At 64.7% G+C, this 24,532-nt stretch carries 15 protein-coding genes; 5 read left to right on the top strand and 10 right to left on the bottom strand.

The window, feature by feature from the left end:
• Positions 1–8: 8 nt before the first annotated feature.
• The 3 genes from GFD25_RS06265 to GFD25_RS06255 are packed head-to-tail and all read right to left on the bottom strand — an operon-like array spanning position 9 to position 5,699.
• Entirely contained in the window at positions 9–4,820 is a 4,812-nt protein-coding gene (locus tag GFD25_RS06265; protein WP_163231033.1) for a DEAD/DEAH box helicase, read from the bottom strand.
• Between the two features lie 51 nt (positions 4,821–4,871).
• Entirely contained in the window at positions 4,872–5,099 is a 228-nt protein-coding gene (locus tag GFD25_RS06260; RefSeq protein WP_163231031.1) for a helix-turn-helix domain-containing protein, read from the bottom strand.
• Positions 5,100–5,699 carry a DUF2975 domain-containing protein gene (locus GFD25_RS06255; protein ID WP_239512438.1) on the bottom strand — a complete coding sequence of 200 codons (600 nt, stop codon included), beginning with the start codon at positions 5,697–5,699 and terminating at the stop codon, positions 5,100–5,102. It abuts the gene before it with no gap.
• 154 nt (positions 5,700–5,853) lie between these two features.
• Here GFD25_RS06255 and GFD25_RS06250 point away from each other — a divergent pair, with 154 nt between their 5' ends.
• The gene (locus tag GFD25_RS06250; RefSeq protein WP_163231029.1) at positions 5,854–7,290 is read left to right on the top strand and encodes a DUF4153 domain-containing protein; all 1,437 of its coding nucleotides are present in this window, start codon (positions 5,854–5,856) and stop codon (positions 7,288–7,290) included.
• 63 nt (positions 7,291–7,353) lie between these two features.
• On the opposite strand, the gene GFD25_RS06245 is transcribed toward GFD25_RS06250, so the two are convergent.
• Entirely contained in the window at positions 7,354–8,535 is a 1,182-nt protein-coding gene (locus tag GFD25_RS06245; RefSeq protein ID WP_163231027.1) for an MFS transporter, read from the bottom strand.
• A 258-nt stretch (positions 8,536–8,793) separates the two neighbouring features.
• On the opposite strand from GFD25_RS06245, the gene GFD25_RS06240 reads away from it, so the two are divergent.
• The gene (locus GFD25_RS06240; protein WP_163231025.1) at positions 8,794–10,230 is read left to right on the top strand and encodes an aspartate ammonia-lyase; all 1,437 of its coding nucleotides are present in this window, start codon (positions 8,794–8,796) and stop codon (positions 10,228–10,230) included.
• Positions 10,231–10,296: 66 nt separating this feature from the next.
• Here GFD25_RS06240 and GFD25_RS06235 read toward each other — a convergent pair whose 3' ends face one another.
• From GFD25_RS06235 to GFD25_RS06225, 3 genes are all read right to left on the bottom strand, one after another.
• Complete coding sequence (locus GFD25_RS06235; protein ID WP_163231023.1) at positions 10,297–12,564, bottom strand: DNA gyrase/topoisomerase IV subunit B; 2,268 nt, start codon at positions 12,562–12,564, stop codon at positions 10,297–10,299.
• A gap of 176 nt (positions 12,565–12,740) precedes the next feature.
• Positions 12,741–14,132: an RNA polymerase sigma factor gene (locus tag GFD25_RS06230; protein WP_163231021.1), complete on the bottom strand. Its 1,392-nt coding sequence runs from the start codon at positions 14,130–14,132 to the stop codon at positions 12,741–12,743.
• A 140-nt stretch (positions 14,133–14,272) separates the two neighbouring features.
• Complete coding sequence (locus GFD25_RS06225) at positions 14,273–14,821, bottom strand: DUF4192 domain-containing protein (RefSeq protein WP_163231019.1); 549 nt, start codon at positions 14,819–14,821, stop codon at positions 14,273–14,275.
• Between the two features lie 479 nt (positions 14,822–15,300).
• On the opposite strand from GFD25_RS06225, the gene GFD25_RS06220 reads away from it, so the two are divergent.
• Positions 15,301–16,395, top strand: a complete 1,095-nt coding sequence (locus GFD25_RS06220; RefSeq protein ID WP_163231017.1) for a polyprenyl synthetase family protein — start codon at positions 15,301–15,303, stop codon at positions 16,393–16,395.
• 84 nt (positions 16,396–16,479) lie between these two features.
• The gene (locus GFD25_RS06215; RefSeq protein ID WP_163231015.1) at positions 16,480–18,819 is read left to right on the top strand and encodes a protein kinase domain-containing protein; all 2,340 of its coding nucleotides are present in this window, start codon (positions 16,480–16,482) and stop codon (positions 18,817–18,819) included.
• A 126-nt stretch (positions 18,820–18,945) separates the two neighbouring features.
• Here the strand turns inward: GFD25_RS06215 and GFD25_RS06210 are convergent, their stop codons facing one another.
• The gene (locus tag GFD25_RS06210; protein WP_163231013.1) at positions 18,946–19,656 is read right to left on the bottom strand and encodes a lysophospholipid acyltransferase family protein; all 711 of its coding nucleotides are present in this window, start codon (positions 19,654–19,656) and stop codon (positions 18,946–18,948) included.
• Positions 19,657–19,707: 51 nt separating this feature from the next.
• On the opposite strand from GFD25_RS06210, the gene GFD25_RS06205 reads away from it, so the two are divergent.
• Positions 19,708–20,268, top strand: a complete 561-nt coding sequence (locus tag GFD25_RS06205) for a DUF4491 family protein (RefSeq protein WP_163231011.1) — start codon at positions 19,708–19,710, stop codon at positions 20,266–20,268.
• A gap of 76 nt (positions 20,269–20,344) precedes the next feature.
• On the opposite strand, the gene trpD is transcribed toward GFD25_RS06205, so the two are convergent.
• The gene (gene trpD, locus GFD25_RS06200; RefSeq protein WP_163231009.1) at positions 20,345–21,391 is read right to left on the bottom strand and encodes an anthranilate phosphoribosyltransferase; all 1,047 of its coding nucleotides are present in this window, start codon (positions 21,389–21,391) and stop codon (positions 20,345–20,347) included.
• Positions 21,392–21,552: 161 nt separating this feature from the next.
• Positions 21,553–24,471 carry a preprotein translocase subunit SecA gene (gene secA / locus GFD25_RS06195; RefSeq protein WP_163231007.1) on the bottom strand — a complete coding sequence of 973 codons (2,919 nt, stop codon included), beginning with the start codon at positions 24,469–24,471 and terminating at the stop codon, positions 21,553–21,555.
• Positions 24,472–24,532: the final 61 nt, after the last annotated feature.

The following is a 24,532-nucleotide window of genomic DNA, read 5'->3' as shown; positions in this document are numbered from 1 at the left end:
CAGCCGGTTTAGCGGTACAGCCTCATGCCTTGCGGGCATGGGACGAATCCGGCTGCATGCAGGAGACGGGCGATCTCGCCATGCCGGGTCAGCGGCTCTCCATTGACGTCGGAAAGGGTGATGCCGTTGGACAATGCGCCTGGCAGATCCATGAGTCGCTGCAGGACATAGACGAGTTCGGCGCAGACGGAACGCAGCACGGCCTCGTCTTGTTCGAAGGTGATCAGATGGTGGGCGCGGACGGCGGCGTAGAGCGCCGGCCTGCCATGGTGCAGCACGATCATGGTGCCGGTCCTGCGCGTCGGACGACCGCTGCCGGCAGGCCATGCGATGACGGATCCGATGAGGTTGGCCGGGTCGGTGGCGTCCAGCACGATGCTTGATCGGCTGTGCCATTGCCCGGCGCCTTCACGCAGCATGTTCACGGTGTCCGCGGCTGCGAACTGGGCGGCGCCGAAACCGGTGACGAACATGCCGCGCGTCAGCAGCCCATGTTCCTCCATGCGTTTGAGTACCGGGTACAATCCGGAGAATCCGCCTTCGATGCCGTCCCGTTCGACCAGCGGCTGCGCGATGACGCCATACCGGTCAAGCAGTGTGTCCACTTGTGCGATGGCCCGGCGTTCGGGCGAGGCCGAACCATCGTCGGCGAGCGCGGCGGACATCTGCGGCATCGTCACCCGTCCGCCGCCGGCCGTGCAATCGTCCGCTTCGGGGAACGGCTCGTGCGTGACGGCCGACCAGAGTCCGCCAAGCGTCATGGGCATGCGGGGACGGATCCGGGTAAGCCGTCTGGATGTGCGCGCGGGAGTACGTGCCTGCGTGGCTCCCATAGACAATGCGCGCACCGGATTCAGTGAGCTGTTGGTGACCTTGCCTTGCCAGACGAGCGACCAGAGGGCCTCCTCGAACTGCTGCCGCGACCATGCCTGCGGAATGATCTCTCCGGTATCCGGATCGACGGTGACCGTACCGGCTTCGTTCCAGTGCTCCCGTGCGAGCTGCGCCAACTGGTCGGCCCGGTAGGCTCCGCCGGATGACAACGCCGCAAGGATGGCTTCGGGTATGGTCAGGGATTCGTTTTCCGATTGCGATCCTCGTGCGTCGGAGCAGGCGTCGTTTCTTTCCTTCATGGTCTGTCCGCACAGGCTCGAATCGGCGGGATGGAAGACGATCCGGCCCGGTTCGCCGGTCTTGGCGTCCGCACCTTTGTCGCCTGTCCATATGACATCCCCGCCGGCGACCAGTTCGTCCAACATGGCCGGCGCGTAATCCCCCACCCGTGAGGGAAACACCGAGGATTCCCACACCGTCAACGGCAGTGAGATGCCCTCAAGCTGCTCGATGACACGCATCAGGCCGTCCGTTCCCTGCCAGCGCGCTCCCCCGACCGGCCCTACGCCCTGACGGTCAAGCAGGAACGACTGGAAGACCGATGGCGCTACCGGTTTGACGGCTGCGCGGGCCTTGGCGAGCGAGCGGGCGCGAATGCGCCGGAAGATGTCCCTGTGCAGCCATTGCGTATCCGTGATGCCGGTGACGAACGTGCCTGTCAGTAGTTCGCCGCGTTGTTTGAGCCCGTCCAATGCATGCACGGCATCGTCGGCGGCGATGTGCAGGTCGGCTATCATCTGATCCGCGGTGAATGGCCCATGGGTTTTGGCGTAGCGGGCAACCCGACCGTCGATGTCGTGTTCGTCCAGTTCGTTCCAGAACGAATGTCCGGCGACCTGCCGTTCGACTTCCGCGATCGCCTCGGGATCAAGCACCGCGGACATGTCGGTGGTGCCGAGCAGCCGTTCCAGCACGTCCGGGTCCATCGACAGCAGCTGCGTGCTGCGTTCGGCCTGCGGCACATCATACTGGTACATGACTGCGCCGACGAAACCGAACAGCAGGTTTTCCGCCAACGGCGACGGCGTTTGCGTGTCCACGACGTGCAGGGTGATGATGCCGGCGTTGAGACCGGTCATGATCTCGCGCAATGCCGGCAGGTCATAGACATCCTGCAGGCATTCGCGGGCGGTTTCGAGCAACAATGGGAAATTCCGGCGCGTTCTGGCGGCGTTGAGCAGCTGCGCGGCACGCAGCCGCTGTTGCCATAGCGGTACGCGTTTGCCGGGTTCGGTGCGTGGCAGGAACAACGATCTCGCCGCGCATTCGCGGAACCGTGCCGCGAACAGCACGCTCTCCCCTACTTGTGTTTCGATGATGCGTTGCAGTTCGTCGGGATCGAATCTGACGAGCTCCTGAACGGGTATGGTTCCCTCCCCGTCGGGCAGACGGATCACGATGCCGTCGTCGGCCGCATATGCCTGTCCGTCGAATCCGTATCGTTGCTTCAACCGGTTGGTGATGGCCATAGCCCACGGTTCGTGCACGCGCCGGCCGAACGGCGAGTGCACGATGATGCGCCAGTCGCCTTCTTCGTCGGGGCACCGTTCGATGACGAGATCGCGGTCACTGGGTATGGTGCCGGTCGCGGCCCGTTGTTCAGCGAGCAGTGCGGCGAGATTGTCGACAGCGTTATCGTCGAGGCCATCTCCACGCAGCCGCCGTTCCGTGCCTGTGTCGAAGTGCGGCCTGCCATCCGTCGACGTGTCTTCTCCTGTATCGCCCGAACGTATCGGAGTCGGCATCGCATCCGGCAATCCTCGCAGGATGTCGCGGATGAACCGTCCTTTGGCTTTGCCGAACCCGTAGTCGCGTCCGTTGCCTTCCCCGTGCCAGAACGGCAGTCGCGCGGTGCGCCCCGGTGCGGGAATGACGACGACCCGGTCGCGGGTGATCTCCTGGATCTGCCAGGTGGAGGTGCCGAGGGTGATCACGTCGCCGACGCGGGATTCGTAGACCATCTCCTCGTCGAGTTCGCCGACCCGTCGCGGACCTTTGCCGGCATCCGCCTCGGGGAGAACGACCGTGTACAGTCCGCGGTCGGGAATGGTGCCGCCGCTGGTGACGGCAAGTCGTTGGGCGCCGGGACGGGCGGAGATGATATCGTCTTCGCGGTTCCACATCAGCGGCGGACGGAATGCGGAGAAGTCCTCGCTGTTGTAGGCTCCGGTCATCATGCCCATGACCGCGTCGAACATGTCACGGGTGAGTTCGTTGAACGGCGCCGCCCTGCGCACCGTTTCATACCACTCGTCCGGTCTGAGATCGCCCATCGCCGCGGCGGCGACGGTCTGCTGGGCGAGGATATCGAGCGGATTGCGGGGTATGGCCAGCGGTTCGAGCGCGCCGGCTTTCATGCTTTCGATACCGGCGGCCATGCCGATGATCTGTTCGCGGGTCAACGGGTAGAACAACGCATGCGAGACGCCTCCGACACGGTGGTCGGCGCGGCCCACACGTTGCAGGCCGGATGCGACCGACAACGGCGGCGCTATCTGGATGACCAGATCGACCGATCCCATATCGATGCCGAGTTCGAGACTGCTGGTGGCCACCACGCAACGCAACCGGCCGCGCTTGAGCTGTTCCTCGATCTGCTTGCGACGGTCCTTGGAGACGGAACCGTGATGGGCCATTGCGATCACGTCGCCCGGTTCATGCGACTGCACGAGCATGGTGGTGGATCCGACCACCGCGTCGTAATGCTTGGCGAAACCTTCCCGACCTTCCGGCGAGGCGAGCTCGCGTCCGGTGCCGCGCATGTCGGCGTAGCGATCATTCAGCCGTGCGGTGAGCCGTTCCGCCAGTCCGCGTGAGTTGACGAACACGAGCGTGGTGTGATGCGTGAGAATCTCGTCAAGGATACTGCGTTCCACGACCGGCCAGACGGAACCGGATGTCCGATCCCCCGCCGCCCCCGTCAAGTCGACCGAATCACGTCCCATGGCCTGACCGTCTGACGTACCCATCGACGTCGCGTCGTCATGCGCCGTGCCGGAAAGGCCTCGGCGTTCGGCCAGACGCTGCATGGCCGGCGTTACGCCGGAGATGCGAGGCGCCGTTGCAGGCCGCGTTTCCACGCCTCCCGCACGGGACGACACGTTGGCGGATTGCAGGTCGCGCATGCTCTGCAGCGGTTCGATTACACGCAGATCCATCGCCGGGTCGTTCCCCGGATTGACGATGGTCACCGGCTGAATGCCGCCGAGGAAACGGGCCGCCTCCCGGGGAGGATTCACGGTGGCCGACAGCCCGATCCTCTGTGCCGGCCTTGCCGTCAGCAAATCGAGCCGTTCGAGACTGAGCGCGAGATGCGCGCCTCGTTTGGTGCCGGCGAGCGCATGCACCTCGTCCACGATCACCGTGTCGACCGTTTTCAGGATGCGACGCGCCTTCGAGGTGAGCAGCAGATACAAGGATTCCGGCGTGGTGACGAGGATGTCCGGCGGGTGGGCGGCGATGGCGCGTCGCTCCTGCGGAGTGGTGTCGCCGCTGCGAGCCGCCACGGTGATGTTCGGCATGCGCAGTCCCATCGCCTCGCATTGGGCGGCGATCCCGTCGAGCGGCGCCTGCAGGTTCTTGGCCACATCGACCGCGAGCGCCTTCAGCGGCGAGACGTACAGCACCGTGACGCCTTTGCGGGAGGTCCGCCGTTTGTCGCGGTCAACCGTCGACGAGCCGGATGAGGACTTGGCGGCGGGATCCGTTTCGGGCGTGGAACGTGAGGTCTGTCTTTCCATCAGCCGGTCGATCGCCGAAAGGAACGCGGATAGGGTCTTGCCCGAGCCGGTGGGCGCGATGACCAGCACGTTCTTGCCCGATCGGATGGCCGGCCATGCCGTCTGCTGCGCATCGGTCGGCTCTGCGAACGCATGTTTGAACCATGCCCTGGTGGGCTCCGAGAACAGATCCAAACATTCGTACATGCGTTCGATTATGCCCGCGGCCTCGGACGACGCGACACGCGGCGGCATCTCTCACAGGGCGCTCTCATCCCCGTCTCCGTCGACCCATTCGAGCACGTCGCCGGGCTGGCAGTCCAGCACCTCGCAGATGCGGTCGAGCGTGGAGAAGCGAATGGCCTTGGCGCGACCGTTCTTGAGCACGGACACGTTGGCCGGCGTGATGCCGATGCGCTCGGCGAGCTCGCCCACGCTCATCTTGCGTCTGGCGAGCATCACGTCGAGGTTCACGAGGATCGTCATTCAGATCACCGCCTCGAGCTCGTCGCGCTGGGCGATGGCGGCCGCGAGCAACGATCGCATGACGAGCATGAGCAGGACGAACGCGACGATGAGCAGCAGCGCGACGGCGCAGGCCAGGCTCAATGCGAACGCGCCCATCGCCACGTCCAGCGTCACGCCCCGATACGCGTCAAGGTAGGTCCCGTGGGCGAACGAGCCATACAGCAGCACGAACAGCACCAGCGCCCCTTCGGCGCCGGCGCACCCGATGATGACGTTGTCCCAGAAGATCGCCTTGCCGGAAAACACATCGCGCCGCTTCACCAAGGTCAGCAGGTTCCACAACGGCACCAACGCGACCTCGAAGCACGCGATGCCAAGCAGCCCGGCCATGGTGTACGGCCATCGCGCGGTCGCGAATTCAGGGTACGACGACACGAAGTCGCCGGCCGCCACATAGACGGCGACCTGCCCCCACAGGCAGATCAGCTCGAACAGCACGATCAGCACCTTGAGCGCGGCGATCGCCTTCGGATGAAATTCCCTCCACGTCCGGACATCGCCGCCCATCGACGGCACTGCGGATGTCGCGCGACCTTGCAACTGACTGATGTCCCCCATGTCGACACCACCTTTCCATGCGGCAATTACTATCGACAATCGATTATCACTAATCGCAATTCGATAGTAATATATCGTTTTTCGATATGCAAATTTGGTGAAGAACCATCGGTCGCCCAGCCGCCGCCCCACAGTGCGGCCTTACGCTGGCGGCATGAGCACCTCGCATCACGAATCAGCCGAAAACCAACCCGGAGACGCATCCGAGGTCCGGCCCGGATCCGACATCACGCCAGCGGAAAAGACCTCCGAGCCGCGACAAGCCGGCGCCGTCGCAGACTCCCACGACACGCGGCCAGCCACGACGCCTTCCCGGCCGCCCAGGCCGCGCACCATCCAACTGCTCGCAGTTTCGTTCGCCATCCCGCTGCTGTTCGACCGCACGGTACTGGCCGGACTGTCCTCGGCCTACGGGACCTCCCGCACGATGAGCCTGCCGTTCGCGGCATTCTGGCTGTCCTGCGTCGCCATCGTCAACGCGCTGCACTGGCGAACCGTACGGCATCGGCCGATGACATGGCTCGTCACCGCCGCCATCGCGGCACTCTCCTTCTGGTTCATCGCGTCAGAGCATGGCGTCTTCTCGGACGACCCCGAGTATGGAATCATCACCGGCCTATGCGCCATTCCGTCACTGCTGATGCTGCATATGCAGCTGGCCAACGGACGCCACGACGCCCGCCATCCGCTCGGCATCATGCTGCGCTGGCTGACCGGTTGGCTCATCCAGCCGTTCACCGGGCTCGGACGGTTCGGCCGGGCCGTATCGACGACGGCCCACGCCGCGGCCAGCGGCAGCCAACGCCCCACCATGCGCCGCATAGGCGTCGCGCTGCTGATCTCCGTTCCGCTGCTGGCCGTATTGGTCGCGTTGCTGGCAAGCGCCGACATGGTGGTATCGTATGGCATCTCACGCCTGTTCGGCGACCTCGATATCGCATCGCTGCTCATGCATGCGTTTGCGGTGCTGCTGCCGATGCCGTTCCTGTTTTCCCTGCTGGACAATCAGGAGCGCTCCGACGGCGAGATGGCGGCTTTATACGACAAGTCCGTTTCGCCATCGCCGGACACGCTGGTGACGGCCATCGTGCTGGGCTTGGTACTGGCCGTGTACGCGGTGTTCTGCGCGGTGCAGTTCACGTTCCTGTTCGCGGGCGAAGGACTGCCGGGAGGCCTGACGTATGCCGAATACGCGCGCAGCGGATTCTTTCAGCTGCTGTTCGTCGCGGCGACGAACTTGGCGGCGTTCGGCTTCGTGCTGACCTATGCGAAACGTACGCGTGTGATCACGGCGATGCCGGTCGGCCTGGTCGCGGCGACCGGCGTGATGCTGTCGTCGGCGGCGATGCGGCTGGGATTGTATGTGGGCACGTACGGGCTGACGTGGCTGCGGTTCGCATCGTTGGCGTTCATCGGCCTGCTGGCGGTGATGCTGGCGCTGTGCCTGGTGCGGATGCGAGTGCCGCGACTGCCCTTGGCCGCGACGTGTTTCGCGCTGTTCGTGGTCTGGTACGTCGCATTGGGATATTGCGATCCGGCGAGGTTCGTCGAACAGTACAATATGGCGCATGGCTTTCCGCCGCTGATGTGACGGACGACCCGTTGCACCGGGCCGCACCGCCGCGAAACCCGGCGCGGCCCGATGCGGGTCGCGTCAGCCGCGCTTGGCTCGCAGGGCCTCGTGCATGACCACCATGAGCACGAGGAAGACGATCAGGTAGACCGGAAACAGGGAAATGGACACATATTGGGCGATCAGCCCGAATACCGGGGGCATGGCCATCGAGCCCACGTACGCGCTGGCCATCTGCACGCCGACGATCGCCTGCGAGTTCCCCTCGCCGAAGTAGGCCGGCGTCGAGTGGATGATGCATGGGTAGATCGGCGCGCAGCCCAGTCCGATCAGCAGCAGCCCAGCCACCGTAGCGCCGTATCCGGGCAATGGCAGCAGCACCAGCAGCACGCCGGCGGCAAGCACGCCCTGCCCGAGGCGAATCATCGTCGGGTCGTCGAATTTCATGGTCATGAATCCGCTGGCCGCGCGTCCGGCCGTGATGCCGAGATAGAACAGGCTGGCCAGGCTGGCGGCGGTCGTCCTGTCAACGCCGTCATGCATGACCATGTAGCTGCTCGCCCACAGGCCGGCGGTCGTCTCGATCGCGCAGTAGCAGAAGAACATGATGAGAATCTCCCTGGCGCCTCGAATGGCCAGCACGCCCAGGACGCCCAGAGGCTTGCGGTCCGCCCCGCCCTCCGACGCAGGTTCGCCGGCGAAAGGAGCGGAATTCCCGCGTCCCTTCCATAACGGCAGACTGAGCACGAGGACGAGGGTCAGGACTACCTGCAGGATGGCGATGTATCGGTATCCCCATGACCAGCCCTGGCCTCCGGACAGCGCGAAGCCCATGATGTACGGCCCGACGGACGCGCCGACGCCCCACATGCAGTGCAGCCAGCTCATGTGCTTGCTTTCGTAGTGGATGGCGACGTAGTTGTTGAGCGCGGCGTCCACGCCGCCCGCCCCGAGGCCATAGGGGACGGCCAGGGCGATCAGCGTCCAATAGTTCGGCGCGACCGAGAAGCCGAACAGAGCCGCCGCGGTCAGGCCGACCGACGCCGCGGTGACGCGACCGGCACCGAACCGCAATGTCATGCGGTCGCTCAGCAGCGCCGAGACGATCGTTCCCGCCGCTATCGTCATGGAAATGCCGCCCGCCCAGGAGACGGGCGCGCCCAGATCCTGACTCATGGTCGGCCATGCGGCGCCGAGCAGCGCATCGGGCAGTCCGAGACTGATGAAAGCGACGTAGATGACGGCCAGCAGCAGATTGACCACGACGTCTCCTTTGCGATCGCGTTCCCGTCGTCCGACGGAAATCAACTAATGTACGTTCGTACATACCATACCGACACATCTCGATAATTACCAATCGGTATTTATTGGCGTGTCGCTCGCCCGCAACGCCGCCCTCCCGGTGCCGACGGACCCGTCAACGACCATTCGCGCACGGCGAACGATGGCATGTCGCAAGCAAACACGCCATGATGGTGGTCAGACGACACGGCCACAGGCCCAACGACAAAGGAGCATACGATGAGCGAGCACGCCACGACCGGACGGACACGCCTCGAACACGACTGCATCGGCACGATGGAGGTGCCGGCGGACGTCTACTGGGGCATCCACACGCAACGCGCGATCGGCAACTTCACCGTCTCCGGCATCCCCGACTCCGCGCATCCGCAGCTCGTGAAGGCGTACGCCACCGTCAAGCGCGCCTGCGCCGAGGCCAACGAAGAGCTCGGGCTGATCGACCATGACAAGGCGCGGGCGATCATCGCCGCATGCCTCGAGATCGAGGGCGGCGAACTCGCCGACCAGTTCCCCGTCGACGTGCTGCAGGGCGGTGCCGGCACCTCGACCAACATGAACATGAACGAGGTCATCGCCAACCGCGCGCTCGAGATCGCCGGCCATGCCCGTGGCGACTACGCCTACATCCACCCCAACGACGATGTGAACCACGGACAGTCCACGAACGACACGTATCCGGCCGCGTGCAAGATCGCGCTGATCGACGCGCTCGGCCCGTTGGCCGAGGAGACGAAGAAACTCGCCCGAGCGTTCCACGATCTGGCGGACCGGCACATCAACGACGTGACGATCGGACGCACGCAGCTGCAGGACGCCGTGCCGATGACCTACGGCCAGGAGTTCCACGCGTTCGCGAGCTTCATGAAAGCCGACATGCGCGAGCTCGAACGGGTCGTGCCTCAGCTCATGTCGCTCAACCTCGGGGCGACGGCCATCGGCACCGGCATATGCGCCGATCTGCGCTTCCGCAAGGCGGCCACCGAACATCTGGCCCGCATCACCGGGCTGCCGATCACGGCCGCGCCCGACCCGATCGCCGCGATGACCGACATGAGCGCGTACATCGCCGTGTCGCAGACCGTGAAAAACCTCGCGATTCATCTCAAGAAGGCCGCCGACGACCTGCGCCTGCTCAACTCCGGGCCGCACGACGGGTTCAACGATCTCAACGTGCCGGCGCGACAGGCCGGCAGCAGCATCATGCCCGGCAAGGTGAACCCGGTGATCCCCGAATGCGTGGACCAGTGCTGCTTCATGGTGTTCGGCATGGACACGACCGTGACATGGGCCGCATCCGAAGGCCAGTTGCAGCTGAACGCGTTCGATCCGGTGATGATCCATGCGCTGCTCGGCGGCATCGACCTGCTGACACGGGCGATGGCGATGTTCCGCGAACGCTGCGTGGACGGCATCACCATCAATGCCGCGGTGGGACGCCGGTACGCCGAATACTCGCCGTCGATCGCGGCGACGCTCAACGATTCGATCGGATATGAGCATGCGGCCGACATCGCCAAGGAGGCGGCGGTCAGCGGACGCAGCGTGCGTGAGGTCGCCGGGGAGCGCACCGATCTGCCGGCCGAACAGCTGGACGCGCTGCTTGATCCGATCGCGTTGTCCCGCCGGCTCGGACAGACCTGCCGCGAGCATCAGTGACGACGGACAGCGCAAACGTCTTGTCCTCCCCGTCTGTGCGACGGGGAGGACAAATCTCGTTCGGGATCAGGTGTCGATCTTGGAACGGTCGAAATCGTCGGCGTTGTCGACGATGAACGCCTTGCGCGGCGGCACGTCGTCGCCCATGAGCAGGCTGAAGATGCCGGCGGCTTCGGCCGCGTCCTCCATGCGGATGCGGCGCAGCATGCGTGTGCGCGGGTCCATCGTCGTGTCCGCCAACTGGTCGGCGTCCATCTCGCCCAAGCCCTTGTAGCGCTGGATGTCGGGGTTATAGGAAATTCTGCGCTTGTCGAGATCGGCGAGTTTGCCGGCGAGTTCGTCGTCGGAATACGTGTAGATGAATTCGCCCTTGTGCGAGCCTGCAAGCGCGATGCGATGCAGCGGAGGCACGGCCGCGTATACGTGCCCGGCCTCGATGAGCGGGCGCATGTACCGGTAGAACAGGGTGAGCAGCAGGATGCGGATGTGCGCGCCGTCGACGTCGGCATCGGTCATCATGATGATCTTGTTGTACCGCGCCTGGTCGATGTCGAAGCTCTGGCCGGATCCGGCGCCGACGACCTGGATGATCGCCGCGCATTCCTTGTTGGACAGCATCTGCGCGAGCGACGCCTTCTGCACGTTGAGGATCTTGCCTCTAATCGGCAGGAGCGCTTGGAACGCGGAGTTGCGGGCGGCCTTGGCGGTTCCGAGCGCGGAATCGCCCTCGACGATGAACAGTTCGGCCACGTCGTCGTTGCCCGGCTGGCAGTCGGACAGTTTCGGCGGCATGGACGCGGATTCGAGCGCGTTCTTGCGGCGCGTGACCTCCTTGGTCTTGCGGGCCTGGATGCGCGCATGCATCTCGCCGACGATCTTGTCGAGCACGCGGCCGGACTGTTCCTTGTAGCCACGTTTCGAACCGGTGATCATCTCGCCGAACTGCCTGTCGGTCATCTTGGTGACGATCGGCTTGACCTGCGCGGTGCCGAGCACGTCCTTGGTCTGCCCCTGGAACTGCGGTTCGGCGATGCGCACGGTGACGACGGCCACGAGTCCGGCCATGATGTCGTCGCGTTCGACCTTCTGCGCCGGATCCTTGAGATTGACCTTGAGCTTGCGCGCGTTGTCCTCGACGGTCTTGCGGATCTGCTTGGTCAGGCTCAGCAGGAACCCGTCGACGTGCGTGCCGCCGCCGGGGGTCTCGACCACGTTGACGAAGCTGCGGATCACGGTGTCGTATCCGTTGACCCAACGTAACGCGATGTCGACGCCGCAGTCGCGCTTGACTTTCTGCGCGTGCAGTTCGCCGTTCTCGCCGACGGCCTGCGTCTCCTCGACGTACGTGTCCTGCCCGCTGACGCGCCAGATATCGGACACCGGCTCACCGTTCGACAGGAAGTCCACGAAGTCGCGGACGCCGCCGGTGTGGCAGAATTCCTCGACGCGGCGGTGCGTGTGGCCTGCCGCATCGGCTTTGGCGACGGCGACGGCCTCGGACATTTCGGATCCGCCCATCGTGTCGGCGGTGTCCGCATCGGATCCTTCCGATACGAAAGTGTCGGTCTCGTCCGGCGTCTGATCGTCGATTTCGCGCAGCTCGTCGACGCTGGCGTCGCCCGTTTCGGGGATGTGCTCGTCAATGACGGTGATCTTCAATCCCGGCACGAGGAAGCTGGTCTGCCGCACGCGATCGATGAGCTGCTCGTAGCTGAATCGCGCGGTGTCGTTGAAGATTTCGGGATCGGCCCAGTATCGGATGCGCGTGCCGGTGGTCTTGGGGCTGACCTTGCCGACGATCTCCAGTTCGGTCGGCTTGTTCCTGCGGGTGCGTTTGAACGGCGAATCCGGGGATGGATGCGCCGGATCGGCGTCCGCATACACGCCGGGATGACCCTGATGGAACGCCATGTGATGCGTTTTGCCGTCACGGTCGACTTCGACGTCGAGTCGTGAGCTCAGGGCGTTCACGACCGACGATCCGACGCCATGCAGGCCGCCGGCCGCGTTGTAGGAGGAGTTGCCGAACTTCGCGCCGGCGTGCAGTTTGGTGAGCACGACCTCGACGCCGGTGAGCTTGGTCTTCGGTTCGACGTCGACGGGGATGCCGCGGCCGTTGTCCGCCACCTCGACGGAACCGTCGGCATGCAGGGTGACGGTGATGTGGTCGCAGGCGCCGGCCAAGGCCTCATCCACGGAGTTGTCGATGATCTCCCACAGGCAGTGCATGAGACCCTGGCTGTCGGTCGTGCCGATGTACATGCCGGGACGCTTGCGTACCGCGTCAAGGCCTTCGAGCACGGTAAGACTGTCGGCGCCGTAGGATTCGGGCATGGTTCTCCTTATTCAGTCCGTGTAAGACAAAAACGTGCTCCCTTCTGGGGAGCACGGAACGGATGGCTCCGTCGGGGCGATCGAAGCGTGACGAACAATGGATGGCTCTGTCGGGGAACGGTCCGCTGGACTGTTCCCCGACTCGCACGGTCGGCCTGCCGAGCGGGCCGACCGGATCATTGATCCAGGAAGTCGCGCAGGGTCTGCGAGCGAGACGGATGCCGCAGTTTCGACATGGTCTTGGATTCGATCTGGCGGATGCGTTCACGGGTCACGCCGTACACGCGGCCGATGTCGTCCAGCGTCTTCGGCTGGCCGTCCTCGAGGCCGTAGCGCATCTTGATGACGCCGGCCTCGCGCGGGGACAGCGTCTCGAGCACCTGCTTGAACTGCTCCTGCAGCAGCGAGAACGCGACCGCGTCGGACGGCGCGATGGCGTCGGTGTCCTCGATGAGGTCGCCGAACTCGGAATCGCCGTCCTCACCGAGCGGGGTGTGCAACGAGATCGGCTCGCGACCGTACTTCTGCACTTCCTGCACCTTCTCGACCGGCATGTCGAGCTCGCGCGCCAGCTCGTCGGGCGTGGGCTCGCGGCCAAGGTCCTGCAGCATCTGGCGCTGCACGCGGCTCAGCTTGTTGATCACTTCGACCATGTGCACGGGCACGCGGATGGTGCGCGCCTGATCGGCCATGGCGCGGGTGATGGCCTGGCGGATCCACCAGGTCGCGTAGGTGGAGAACTTGAAGCCCTTCTTCCAGTCGAACTTCTCGACGGCGCGGATCAGGCCGAGGTTGCCTTCCTGGATGAGGTCGAGGAACAGCATGCCGCGGCCGGTGTAACGCTTGGCGAGCGAGACGACGAGTCGCAGGTTGGCCTCGAGCAGGTGGTCCTTGGCCTTCTTGCCGTCGTTCGCGGCCCATTTGAGCTCGCGCTTGCGCTTGAAGTCCATCTTGTCCGACTCGGTGTCGAGCAGGTGCTGCGCGTACAGGCCGGCCTCGATGCGCTCCGACAGGTCGACCTCCTGTTCGGCGTTCAGCAGACTCACGCGGCCGATCTGCTTGAGGTAGTCCTTGACCGGGTCGGCGGTGGCGCCGGCGGCGATGACGCGACGCTTCGGGTTGCCGGAAGGCGTCAGGTTGTCGTCGTCATCGTCGTCTCGGACAACGAACGCGCCCTTCTCCTTGGGGGTCACGATCTCCTTGGGCTTGGACTCTTCGTCCTCCTCGTCGTCGATGTCTTCGGACTCGTCGTCCTCCTCATCGTCGTCCTCGTCCAGATCGTCATCGGACACGTCGTCCAAATCGTCATCCAGATCATCCAGATCGGCATCGACGTCCTGGTCCTCGTCGTCCTCGAGCTCGTCGTCCTGCGTGACGTCGGACTCCTTGGCGGGTTCCTCCTTCGCGGCTGCCTTGCGCTTCGTCTCGGTCGCGGTCTTCTTCGTCGCAGAGGTTCTCGTCGAAGACTTCTTCTTCGCCTTGGCTGCGGTCTTCCTTGCGGACGTCGCCTTCTCGGTCTCTTCGGCGCTGTCCTTGGTTGCCGTCGCATCCTTCTTGGCCAAGCTCATCCTCCTACTGTTCCTGCCGACGCACGCTTATACCACATAAGGCGCACTTCTGGCAAGGGCAAATCGTCAACTATTGGAGTAAACCACCTTCCAAGGACGATTATTCCCGTTTCCCCGCGCGCGAACACGCGGGAACGGTCTCACCCGCACCATGCGGGACGGATTCCGCGTTCGACCATCGACAGCACGATGCCGGCCAGCGTGCAGCCGTCGTCCTCGGCCAAGCATTCGAGCGCGTGAAGCGCGGCCGCGTCGTCGTCCATCCACCACAGCACGTATGCGATGGCGGCCCGGGGTTGCACGCCCCATCGCTCGGGCACCGCATCGGCTATCTGGGCGAGCATCGTCACGCCCGACGTGCAACGCGTCGGATCCGGCCCCGGTCCGGCCCCATGGAAGGCGTCGATCATCATTGACGACATACGGCGTCGCACGCCGGCCGAATGCGGACGCGAGGCTATTTCGATCATCATGCGCCTGTCGCAGGAGCGGCCCGTCACCAGGGAGACGATCATGGCGTCACGGATCGGCAACGACTCGGCCATGCCCGCCGCAAGCATGGCAACGTTGTCACGGCTCAGCATGCAGTCCGTCGCATCCTCCGAATCACAGCAAGGCCCGTCGGCCGTCGCGATGCCGTCACGGAACATGCCGTCGCCGCGCGGCGCATGCGGCACGGATTCGAGCATCCCCGACCATTCGCCGAACGGCGCGCCGACCCAAGCCTCCGAAGCGGCCGAGGGCCCCTACCGCCGACGCAGTTCCCGGAAGCTCAGCGTGAGCCGTTCAAGTTCGTCGCCGCCGATCGGCGCGCCGGCGGCGACCGCCCGCCGCCCGGTCTCCGCCCCGTCACGGCGCACGGGGCACGGCCGCTTCCCCGCGCCCACCGCATTCCGCGCCGCAAGGCGGTCATGATCGCGTCGCGGGCGGCGACGTCTCGTATCTCGGTGTTCGGTCCGTGTCGTGTCCATTCCGGCCCTCCTTAGTTTGGCTCGTTCGTTGCGGACGGCCCCTTGCCCGCCATCCACGCGCGGCATGCGCATACCTGTAACTATGCCCTAAGGGCGCCGTTCGGGACGCGTTTTTCGCCTCCTGTGGTCGAACGCCTCAAACCGTTGGAACGAAGCGGTTCTTGTGTTCGGCAATCATTGTGGATAACCTTGGACGCATGGATTGTGATGTGCAAAAGACAGCCGTCGAGGCGAGGATCGCCGGACTCGTACGTTCCGCGATGGGCCCGAGGGACGAAGACGAGTCGCCGTCGGCGGCGTGCGAGACGGTGCTGGGCGAGGTGACCGGCCAGGCGTTGACGTCCAGCGAGGGAGGCAAGCGGCTGCGCGCGCTGCTGGCGCTCGACACGTTCGACGCGGTCCGTCCGGCGTCGCCGGACGGAGACGCCGACGCGAAGCGCATGCGGGACGCGATGCTCGACCTCGCCTGCGCCATCGAGGTGTTCCAGACCGCGGCGCTGGTGCATGACGACATCATCGACGAATCCGATCTGCGGCGCGGCAAGCCCTCCGCGCATCGCGCGCTTGCCGAAGCCACCCGTTCGACGTCGATCGGCAACGGCCTGGGCATCATGCTCGGCGACCTGTTGGCCACCGCCAGCGTGGACATCGCCAACACGGCGGCGCGCGTCCTGCATCCGCACGACGCGATTGTCGCGGCGTTCCTGAACATGCATCGCGAAGTGGAGATCGGGCAGGTGCTGGATCTGGCCGTCGAACTGACTCCGTTGGACGATCCGCATGCGCTGGCTGAGGCCTCATTGAACGTGTTCCGTTGGAAAACGGCGAGCTACACGACGATCGCGCCGATCGAGCTGGCTCTGCTGGCGGCCGGGACCGACCCGCGTCAGGCCCGCGGCAGGGCGCTGTCGGTGGGGCGTCCGCTCGGCCTGGCGTTCCAGCTGGCGGATGATCTGCTGGATGTGACCGGCTCCAGCGCGCGCACCGGCAAGCCGGTCGGAGGCGATATCCGGGAAGGCAAGCGCACCGTGCTGCTCGCGGATGCGCTCGAATCCGCCGACGGGTCCGCGAGACGCGAGCTTGCCGACATGTTCGAGGCTCCCGAGCGCAGCGACGAACAGGTGGCGCGGGCCATCGAGCTGTTTGCGTCGACAGGCGCCATCGACCGTTCGCGCGATCGCATCGCGCGGCTGTGGCGCCAGTCGAGGGAGGCGATCGGCGCGTGGGACCTGGACGACGGCGCACGCGCCGCGATGACCGCCGCATGCGCGCGTTTCGTGCCCATGGCGTGAACCGGCACGGGAAACGTCCCGCGGCATGCCCCAATGTAAACTGTCGGAAGATTCCATGAACAAGGTGAGGGACCTGACGTGCCAATGAGTGAAGCCGCATACACCCCTGAGGATCCGTTGATCGGACAGATGGTCGAGGGACGGTACCGCATCGCCCGCAGGATCGCGGAGGGCGGCATGGCCACCGTGTATGAGGCGTTGGATACGAGGCTCGGCCGCACGGTCGCCATCAAGGTCATGCATACGCAGCTCGCCCAGGGTCCCCATCGGGCGCAGTTCGTGGAACGGTTCCGCAGGGAGGCCACCTCGGCCGCGGCGATCGCCAACCCGCATATCGTGCAGGTGTACGACACGGGCGAGGTCAACGGGCTCGATTTTCTGGTCATGGAGTTCGTGCACGGCGTGAACCTGCGTCGGGAAATGAACGAACAGGGCACGTTCACCGTACGCGAGACGCTGCGGGTGGTGGCCGAAACGCTGGACGGGCTCGCGTCGGCGCACCGGGCCGGCGTCGTGCATCGCGACATCAAACCGGAAAACATCCTGCTCAACGATCGCGGCCACGTGCAGATCACCGATTTCGGTCTGGCAAAGGCGGCTTCGCAGGCGACGCTGTCGTCGACCGGCATGCTGCTGGGCACGGCGGCGTATCTCGCCCCGGAGATGATCGAATACAATCAGGCCACCCCGCAGGGCGACCTGTATTCGGTGGGCATCATGGCATGGGAGATGCTGGCCGGCGAGGTGCCGTTCGTTTCCGACAATCCCGTCACGCTCGTCTTCAAACACGTCCATGAGGACGTGCCCTCGATTTCGACCGTCTGCCCCGGCATCAGTCCGCTCGTCTCGGCGTTCATCGCCCATCTGACCGCACGCGGCGTCGACGCCCGGCCCGCCGACGCCGCAGAGGCCGAGCAGGAGCTGCATCGGATGACCGCGCAGCTGGACGCGGCGGCGTGGATGTACCGCAGGACGAAACCGGTCACGGACGGAGACGCCGCCGGCGGCCGACCTGTGACCGGGCTGGCCGCACTGTCAGGCACGGCGGCATTCGACATTCCCGAACCACCGCTGCCGCCCTCACCGGAGCAAACCGCGGAAACGAACGTTTCCGCACCCGGCATCACGGCTTCCGATTCCGATGCCGACACGATGACGAACCCGCTCATGAACATCCCGGATGCCGCAACCGTTTCGTCCGACGCCACGGCGACGCAGGCGTTCGACCGAGCGAATGACGGAACCAATCCGACCGCCGCATTCGCCGCTCCCCAAGAGGCGGCGACCCAGACACTGCCGGCGACGCCGCTCGCATCGGTGGCCGACCTGCCTCAGGACGAGGCGGGCCCCGGCCATGCGCATCCGACACGGCACTCCCCCGCCGCACACACGTCCGGCACGGTCGCGCCGCGCTCGAAAACGCCGTTCATCATCGTGGCCATCGCGCTGCTCACGATCGCCACGGTCGCAGGAGGCGCATCATGGTGGTATTTCCTCGGACCGGGCAGCTATTGGACGGTCCCGAAACCGGATGACGTGACCTGCGCGGCCGATAATCCGTGCAGCGTCGCCGGCGCCAAATGGAGCGCATACCGCAGCACGCTGAACGTATCGAACATCCCGTTCACGGTCAGCGAACGCAACGACGACACCGTGCCCGAAGGATCGATCATCTCGGCGGAACCGGGCAACGTCGGCGACCGCATCGGCAAACGCAACGGCGAAACGATGAGCATCATCGTGTCCAAGGGAGTGAAGACCGCGACGGTGCCGTCCGACATCCTCGACGCGTCGTCGGCCAATGGCAAGGACGTGCTCACGGCACTGAAAACGGCCGGATTCGACAACGTCAGCCACGACACCGGCAAGGACGAATACTCGGAGACTCTGCCGGAAGGCGCCGCATTATCCATCACGGACGCCGACGGCCAGGCGATCCAGCCCGGCGCGGTCCTCAAGCACAACGACGCGATCACGGTCACGCTCTCGAAGGGACCGATGCCGGTCAACATGCCCGGCATCGTCGGCAAGACAAGACAAGAGGCCGAGGCGGCGCTCGCCGATCTCAAGCTTACGGCCAACATCACCGAGGCCTATGACGACAAGGTCGAAACCGGCGTCGTGGTATCGGCCTCGCAGCAGGAGGGCGCCTCGTTGCACTGGGGCGACTCGGTCGACGTGGTCGTGTCGAAGGGGCCGGAAAAGGCGACGATTCCCTCCGGTCTGGTCGGCAAGCAGGCGAGCGACGTGACCAAGACACTGAAAGCACTGGGCTTCGACGTCAAAACCGAACGTGTGCTGGGCGGACTGTTCGGCACGGTACGTTCCATCAAGAACGGCAATACCGACATCTCCGACGGAGCCGAGGTGCGGCTGCGTGACGAAAACGGCAAGGCCACGGTCATCACGCTCACGGTCGTGTGACCGGCATGGCCGGCCGACGATTCGGCATAGAGGTTGCATATGGCATGGGGCTGTGTCGTCTTCCGGTTAGGAGACGACACAGCCCCATGGAACAACCAGTCGATCGCGGCCGTCCGGCACCGCGGCTTACGCCGTCGGCTCGTTCTGCGCCGCAGCGGATGTGGCCTCCTCCTTAAGTCGCGCCTTGACCTTCTGTGCGTACTCGTCGACGTATTCCTGTCCGCTCATGGACTGGATCTCCCGGGTGATGCGATCGGTGAGCGCACGCAGATCGTCGTGGGTCGCGGCAAGGTTCTTCTTCACGGGAATCGGCTTGCCGTAGATCACCTTGGTCTTGCCCTTGTGCGGAATGACCGTGCCGGGCGTCTGCAGCTCGCGCGAGCCGATGATGGCGGTCGGCACGATCGGGCATCCCGTTTCGAACGCGAGACGGGCCACGCCGGTATGTCCCTTGTACAGTTTGCCGTCCGGGCTGCGCGTGCCCTCGATGTGGATGCCGAACAGGTGACCGTCCTCGATGATCTCGCGCGCATGCTCGAGGGCGCCAAGCGATTTGGATCCGCCGGAACGGTCCACCGGGAACACGCCCACGGACGTGAACCACCATTTCTTGAACTTGCCCTTGAGTCCCTTGCCCTCGAAATATTCGGCCTTGCCCATGAAGTGCACCATGCGCGGGCAGGTGATCGGGATAAGCGCGTCATCGATCACGGCCAAATGGTTCGCCGCGATGATCGCGCCGCCCTGACGCGGAATGTTGTCCAATCCCGAAACCGAGGGTCCAAGACGATGACGGGCGATCGGCCCGAACACTTTGACGAAGAACCAGTAGAGCATGACGACGCTCCTTTCAGCCACTTGGCTTTGCCGCTGATTACAGTGGTGGATATGACTGACCTCAACAATAGCAATGCCGGTGAACGCCGCGACGATTCCTCGAACCACGACGCCGATCTCGACGGCGCATGGGCCGCGTTCGCGCAGGCCCATGCCGACGATCTCAAGGACGTGGAACGTTCCCGCAGTGCGAAACGGTTCGAAAAACACGCCCAGCGCAAGGAGAAGGAGGCACTGCTGTCGGTCAGGGACCTGGACAACGGCGTGTTCGTGGATGATCTGGCACCGATGTCCCGCCGTGCGCGAGGACCTCGCGACAACACGAATTCCAGTTGGCTCGACACCGATGCGGTGATGGACCGTTATGGCGACGATTTCGTGCCGCCGAACCCGAGCATCGGTCCAGTCAAGGCGTCGAAACTGGTGTTCTGGATCCTGCTGGTCGCCGGCATCGCCGGCGTCATCGCATCCGTGTTCGTGCCTGCGTTGGCTGCGGTGCTGGGCACGGTGTTCGGCGTGTGCGCCTTGGTAGGTGCGGTGGGATTGATCGTTCAGCACAAGGGCCACACCGACACGCGTAACGGCTATACCGATGACGGTGCCCGCGTTTAACCGCCTGCAATGACACGTTTGGGCCGGTTCTCCAGTGCTGGGAACCGGCCCAAACTATTTCATCACGCGAATGTCGTCAGGCTTTGGCCTGCGCGGTCTCGATCCACTTGGCGAACAGGGCTTCGGCCTTGCCGGAATCAACGGCGTCCTGCGCAAGCGCATACGCCTGCTTGAACCGCTCTCCCAGCGTACCGTCGCCGACCAGATGGCCGTCGGCTACGATGGCGGACGCGGCATTGAGCAGCGCGGTGGTGCGCGCCGGAATATCCTTGCCGGCGAGGAAGTCACGGAACGCGGCCGCATTGACTTCCGGTTCGCCGCCCTTGAGATCGGCGACGTCGACCGGGGCGAGCCCCAATTCGACGGTCGGATCGAATTCGGTTTCCGTGACCTTGCCGTCACGGATCTCCCAGACGGACACCGGACCGGTCGGAGCCAGCTCGTCCAATCCTTCGTGAGAGGTGTATACCATACCGGACTGGCCATTGGCCGCATAGACCGCGGCCATGATCGGGCTCATCGCACGGTTCGCGCAGCCGATGGCGACATGCGCGGGCTTGGCGGGGTTCGTCAGCGGTCCGAGCACGTTGAACACGCACGGGATGCCGAGCGCGGCACGGATCGGACCGACGAAGCGCATGGCCGGATGGAACGTGCGGGCGAACGCGAAGGTGATGCCTACCTCGTCGCCGACCTCGCCGACGGCCTGAGGGGTCAGTGTCAGCGGCAGGCCCAGCGCCTCCAGCACATCGGCGGCGCCGCACTTCGACGATGCGGCACGGTTGCCGTGCTTGACGATCTTCACACCGGCCGCGGCCGCGGCGACCGAGCCCATGGTGGACAGGTTCACGGTGGCGAAGCCGTCGCCGCCGGTGCCGACGATATCGGTCGTCTCTCCGGAAACATCCAGCGGCACCGCATGGGAGACCATGGCCTTGGCCGCGCCCGACACCTCGTCCGCGGTCAGGCCCAGCTGCTGTTGCATGGCGAGAGCCGCGCCGACGGCGGCCGGGTTCGCATTGCCCTGCATCAGGTCATCGACGAACCACTCCGATTCCTCCGCGCTCAGATGGTCTCCCCCGACCAGCTTGGTGAGAATCGACTTCCATGTGATCTCTGCCATGATGCCCTCCTTGGCGCTCAACGGCGCCGTTATGTGTGTACTCGCCGTTCATTGTAACGAGCTGGCGTTTCGGTCATCCCGATCTTCCATATAGCAAAACGAAAAGCTCCCCGCAGGGAGCTTTTCGTCATCGGACCGGAAGGCCGCTTACCGGATCCCGGTCACTGCTCGTTCTGGCCGTGGCACATCTTGTACTTGCGGCCCGAACCGCACGGGCACTGCGCGTTCTTCGGCGTGCCCGGGAAGGTACGGCCGTCGGCCCACGGCGTCTTGAGCTCCTCGCTCTTCGGGCGCTTGTTGGCGGGCACCTTGCCTTCGGCGTGGCTGATCGGCGCCGGGCCGACAACGACCGGGGCGGACGCCTCTCCGGCTTCGGACGACTTGGCGGCGTTCGCGATGGCGGCGGCCTGCTCCTCGTCGACCTCGTCGTTCTCATCCTCGCTCGGTTCGGAGGTGACCTCGGATTCGGCGTCGGCGGTTTCGGCCTCGGACTCATCCGTGTCGATGCCGAGCGATGCCTCGGCCTGATCCACGGCCTCGTCCTCATCGGATTCGGTGGTCGTGTCCTCGGTACGGGAGACCTGCTCGACATCGACGTGGAAGAGCAGCTGAACGCTTTCCTCCTTGATCGCCTCGATCATCGAGTTGTACATCTGATAGCCTTCGCGCTGGTATTCGACCAGCGGATCACGCTGGCCCATGCCACGCAGGCCGATGCCGTCCTTGAGGTAGTCCATTTCGTACAGATGCTCGCGCCACTTGCGATCGAGCACGGCGAGCACGACTCGGCGCTCGAGCTGTCGCAGGCCCTCGGAGCCGATCTTCTCTTCGAACTTGGCGTATTCGGCCCTGATCGTCTCGACGATGGCGTCTCGAGCGGCTTCGACGGCCTTTTCTCCCTTGAGCTTGCCTGCGGCGTCCTTGATGGCCTCGATGTCGAAGGTGATCGGGAACACGGTCTTGAGCGCCTTGAACAGGCCCTCCCAATCCCAGTCCTTCGGCTTCTCCGAGCCGTTGTTGGCACCCTTGACGTAGCTTTCGACGGTGTCGGCGAAGAAGCGCTCGATGTCCTCGTGGATGTCTTCGCCCTTGAGCACGGCCTGACGCTCGGAGTAGATGACGGTGCGCTGCTTGTTCATCACGTCATCGTACTTGAGGACGTTCTTACGGATCTCGAAGTTGCGAGATTCGACGGCCTTCTGCGCGGTGCGCACGCCCTTGGAAACGCTCTTCGACTCGATCGGCTCGCCTTCCGGCATGCCCTTGGCCATGACGCGGGCGACGAGCTGCGTGTTGAACAGGCGCATCAGGTCGTCTTCCAGCGACAGATAGAAGCGGGATTCGCCCGGATCTCCCTGACGGCCGGAACGGCCGCGCAGCTGGTTGTCGATACGACGGGATTCGTGGCGTTCGGTGCCGAGCACGTACAGGCCACCGAGTTCGACGACCTCGTCATGCTCGTCCTTGACCTGCGCCTTGACCTGCTCGAGGACGCCGGGCCAACGCTTCTCGTACTCATCCGGGGTATCGTCCGGAGAATAGCCTTCGGCCTTGAGCTTCTGGTCGGCGAGGAACTCGACGTTGCCGCCGAGCATGATATCGGTGCCTCGGCCGGCCATGTTGGTGGCGACGGTGACGGCGCCCTTGCGGCCGGCGACGGCCACGACGGCGGCTTCCTTCTCATGCTGCTTGGCGTTGAGCACCTGATGGGGGATCTTCGCCACGTCGAGCAGGGAGGAGACGATCTCGGAGGATTCGACGGACGCGGTGCCGAGCAGCACCGGCTGGCCGGCGTGATGACGCTTGGCCACGTCCTTGATGATGGCCGCCAGCTTCTCCTTCTTCGTGCGGAAGATGAGATCATCCTGATCCTTGCGGATCATCGGCTTGTTGGTCGGGATCGGCAGCACGCCCAGCTTGTAGGTGCCCATGAACTCGGCGGCCTCGGTCTCGGCGGTACCGGTCATGCCGGCGAGCTTGTCGTACATGCGGAAGTAGTTCTGCAGGGTGATGGTCGCGAAGGTCTGGTTCTCGGCCTTGACCTCGACGCCTTCCTTCGCCTCAATGGCCTGATGCAGGCCTTCGTTGTAGCGGCGGCCCGGCAGGATACGGCCGGTGTGCTCGTCGACGATGAGGACCTCGCCGTGCGTGACGACGTAATCGCGGTCCTTGAGGAAGAGCTCCTTGGCCTTGATGGCGTTGTTCAGGTAGCCGATCAGGGCGGTGTTGTTCGGCTCGTACAGGTTGTCGATGCCGAGGAAGTCCTCGACCTTGGTGATGCCCGGATCGAGAATGCCGACGACCTTCTTCTTCTCGTCGACCTCGTAGTCCTCGTCACGGATGAGCTTGGGCACGAGGCGCGCGAACTGCATGTACCAGCGGGTCACGTCGCCTTCGGCCGGACCGGAGATGATGAGCGGGGTGCGGGCCTCGTCGATGAGGATGGAATCGACCTCGTCGACGATGGCGAAGTGATGGCCGCGCTGTACGAGGTCGCTCTTCTCCCATGCCATGTTGTCGCGCAGGTAGTCGAAGCCGAACTCGTTGTTGGTGCCGTAGGTGATGTCGGCGTTGTACTGCTTGCGACGCTCGGCCGGCTTCTGTTCGGTGATGATGCATCCGACCGACATGCCGAGGAAGCGGTAGATGCGGCCCATGAGCTCGCTCTGATAGCTGGCGAGGTAGTCGTTGACGGTGACGACGTGCACGCCCTTGCCCTCGAGCGCGTTGAGGTAGCTCGGCAGGGTGGCGACCAAGGTCTTGCCTTCGCCGGTCTTCATTTCGGCGATGTTGCCCCAGTGCAGGGCGGCGCCGCCCATCAGCTGCACGTCGAAGTGCCGCTGGCCGAGAATGCGCTTGGACGCCTCGCGCACGGTGGCGAACGCCTCCGGCATCAGCGAGTCCAGCTTTTCGCCGTTGTCGAGACGCTGCTTGAACTTGGCGGTCTGGCTCTTGAGCTCGTCGTCGCTCATGGACGAGATCTCATCCTCGAGTGCGTTCACGGCCTTGGCCACGTTTTCCAGCTTCTTGATCTGGCGTCCTTCGCCCATTCGCAGGGCCTTGTCGACGATATCTACCACGTTTCGCTCCCTATAGAGTCCGTTACCGTAAACGAGCATAGCCCAGATTGAGGCCAATCGG

The organism is Bifidobacterium aerophilum (assembly GCF_010667685.1).
GTDB classification, from domain to species: Bacteria; Actinomycetota; Actinomycetes; order Actinomycetales; family Bifidobacteriaceae; genus Bifidobacterium; species Bifidobacterium aerophilum.
Note: the sequence above shows the minus strand (reverse complement) of the source record. Positions and strands in the feature narration are given on the sequence as shown.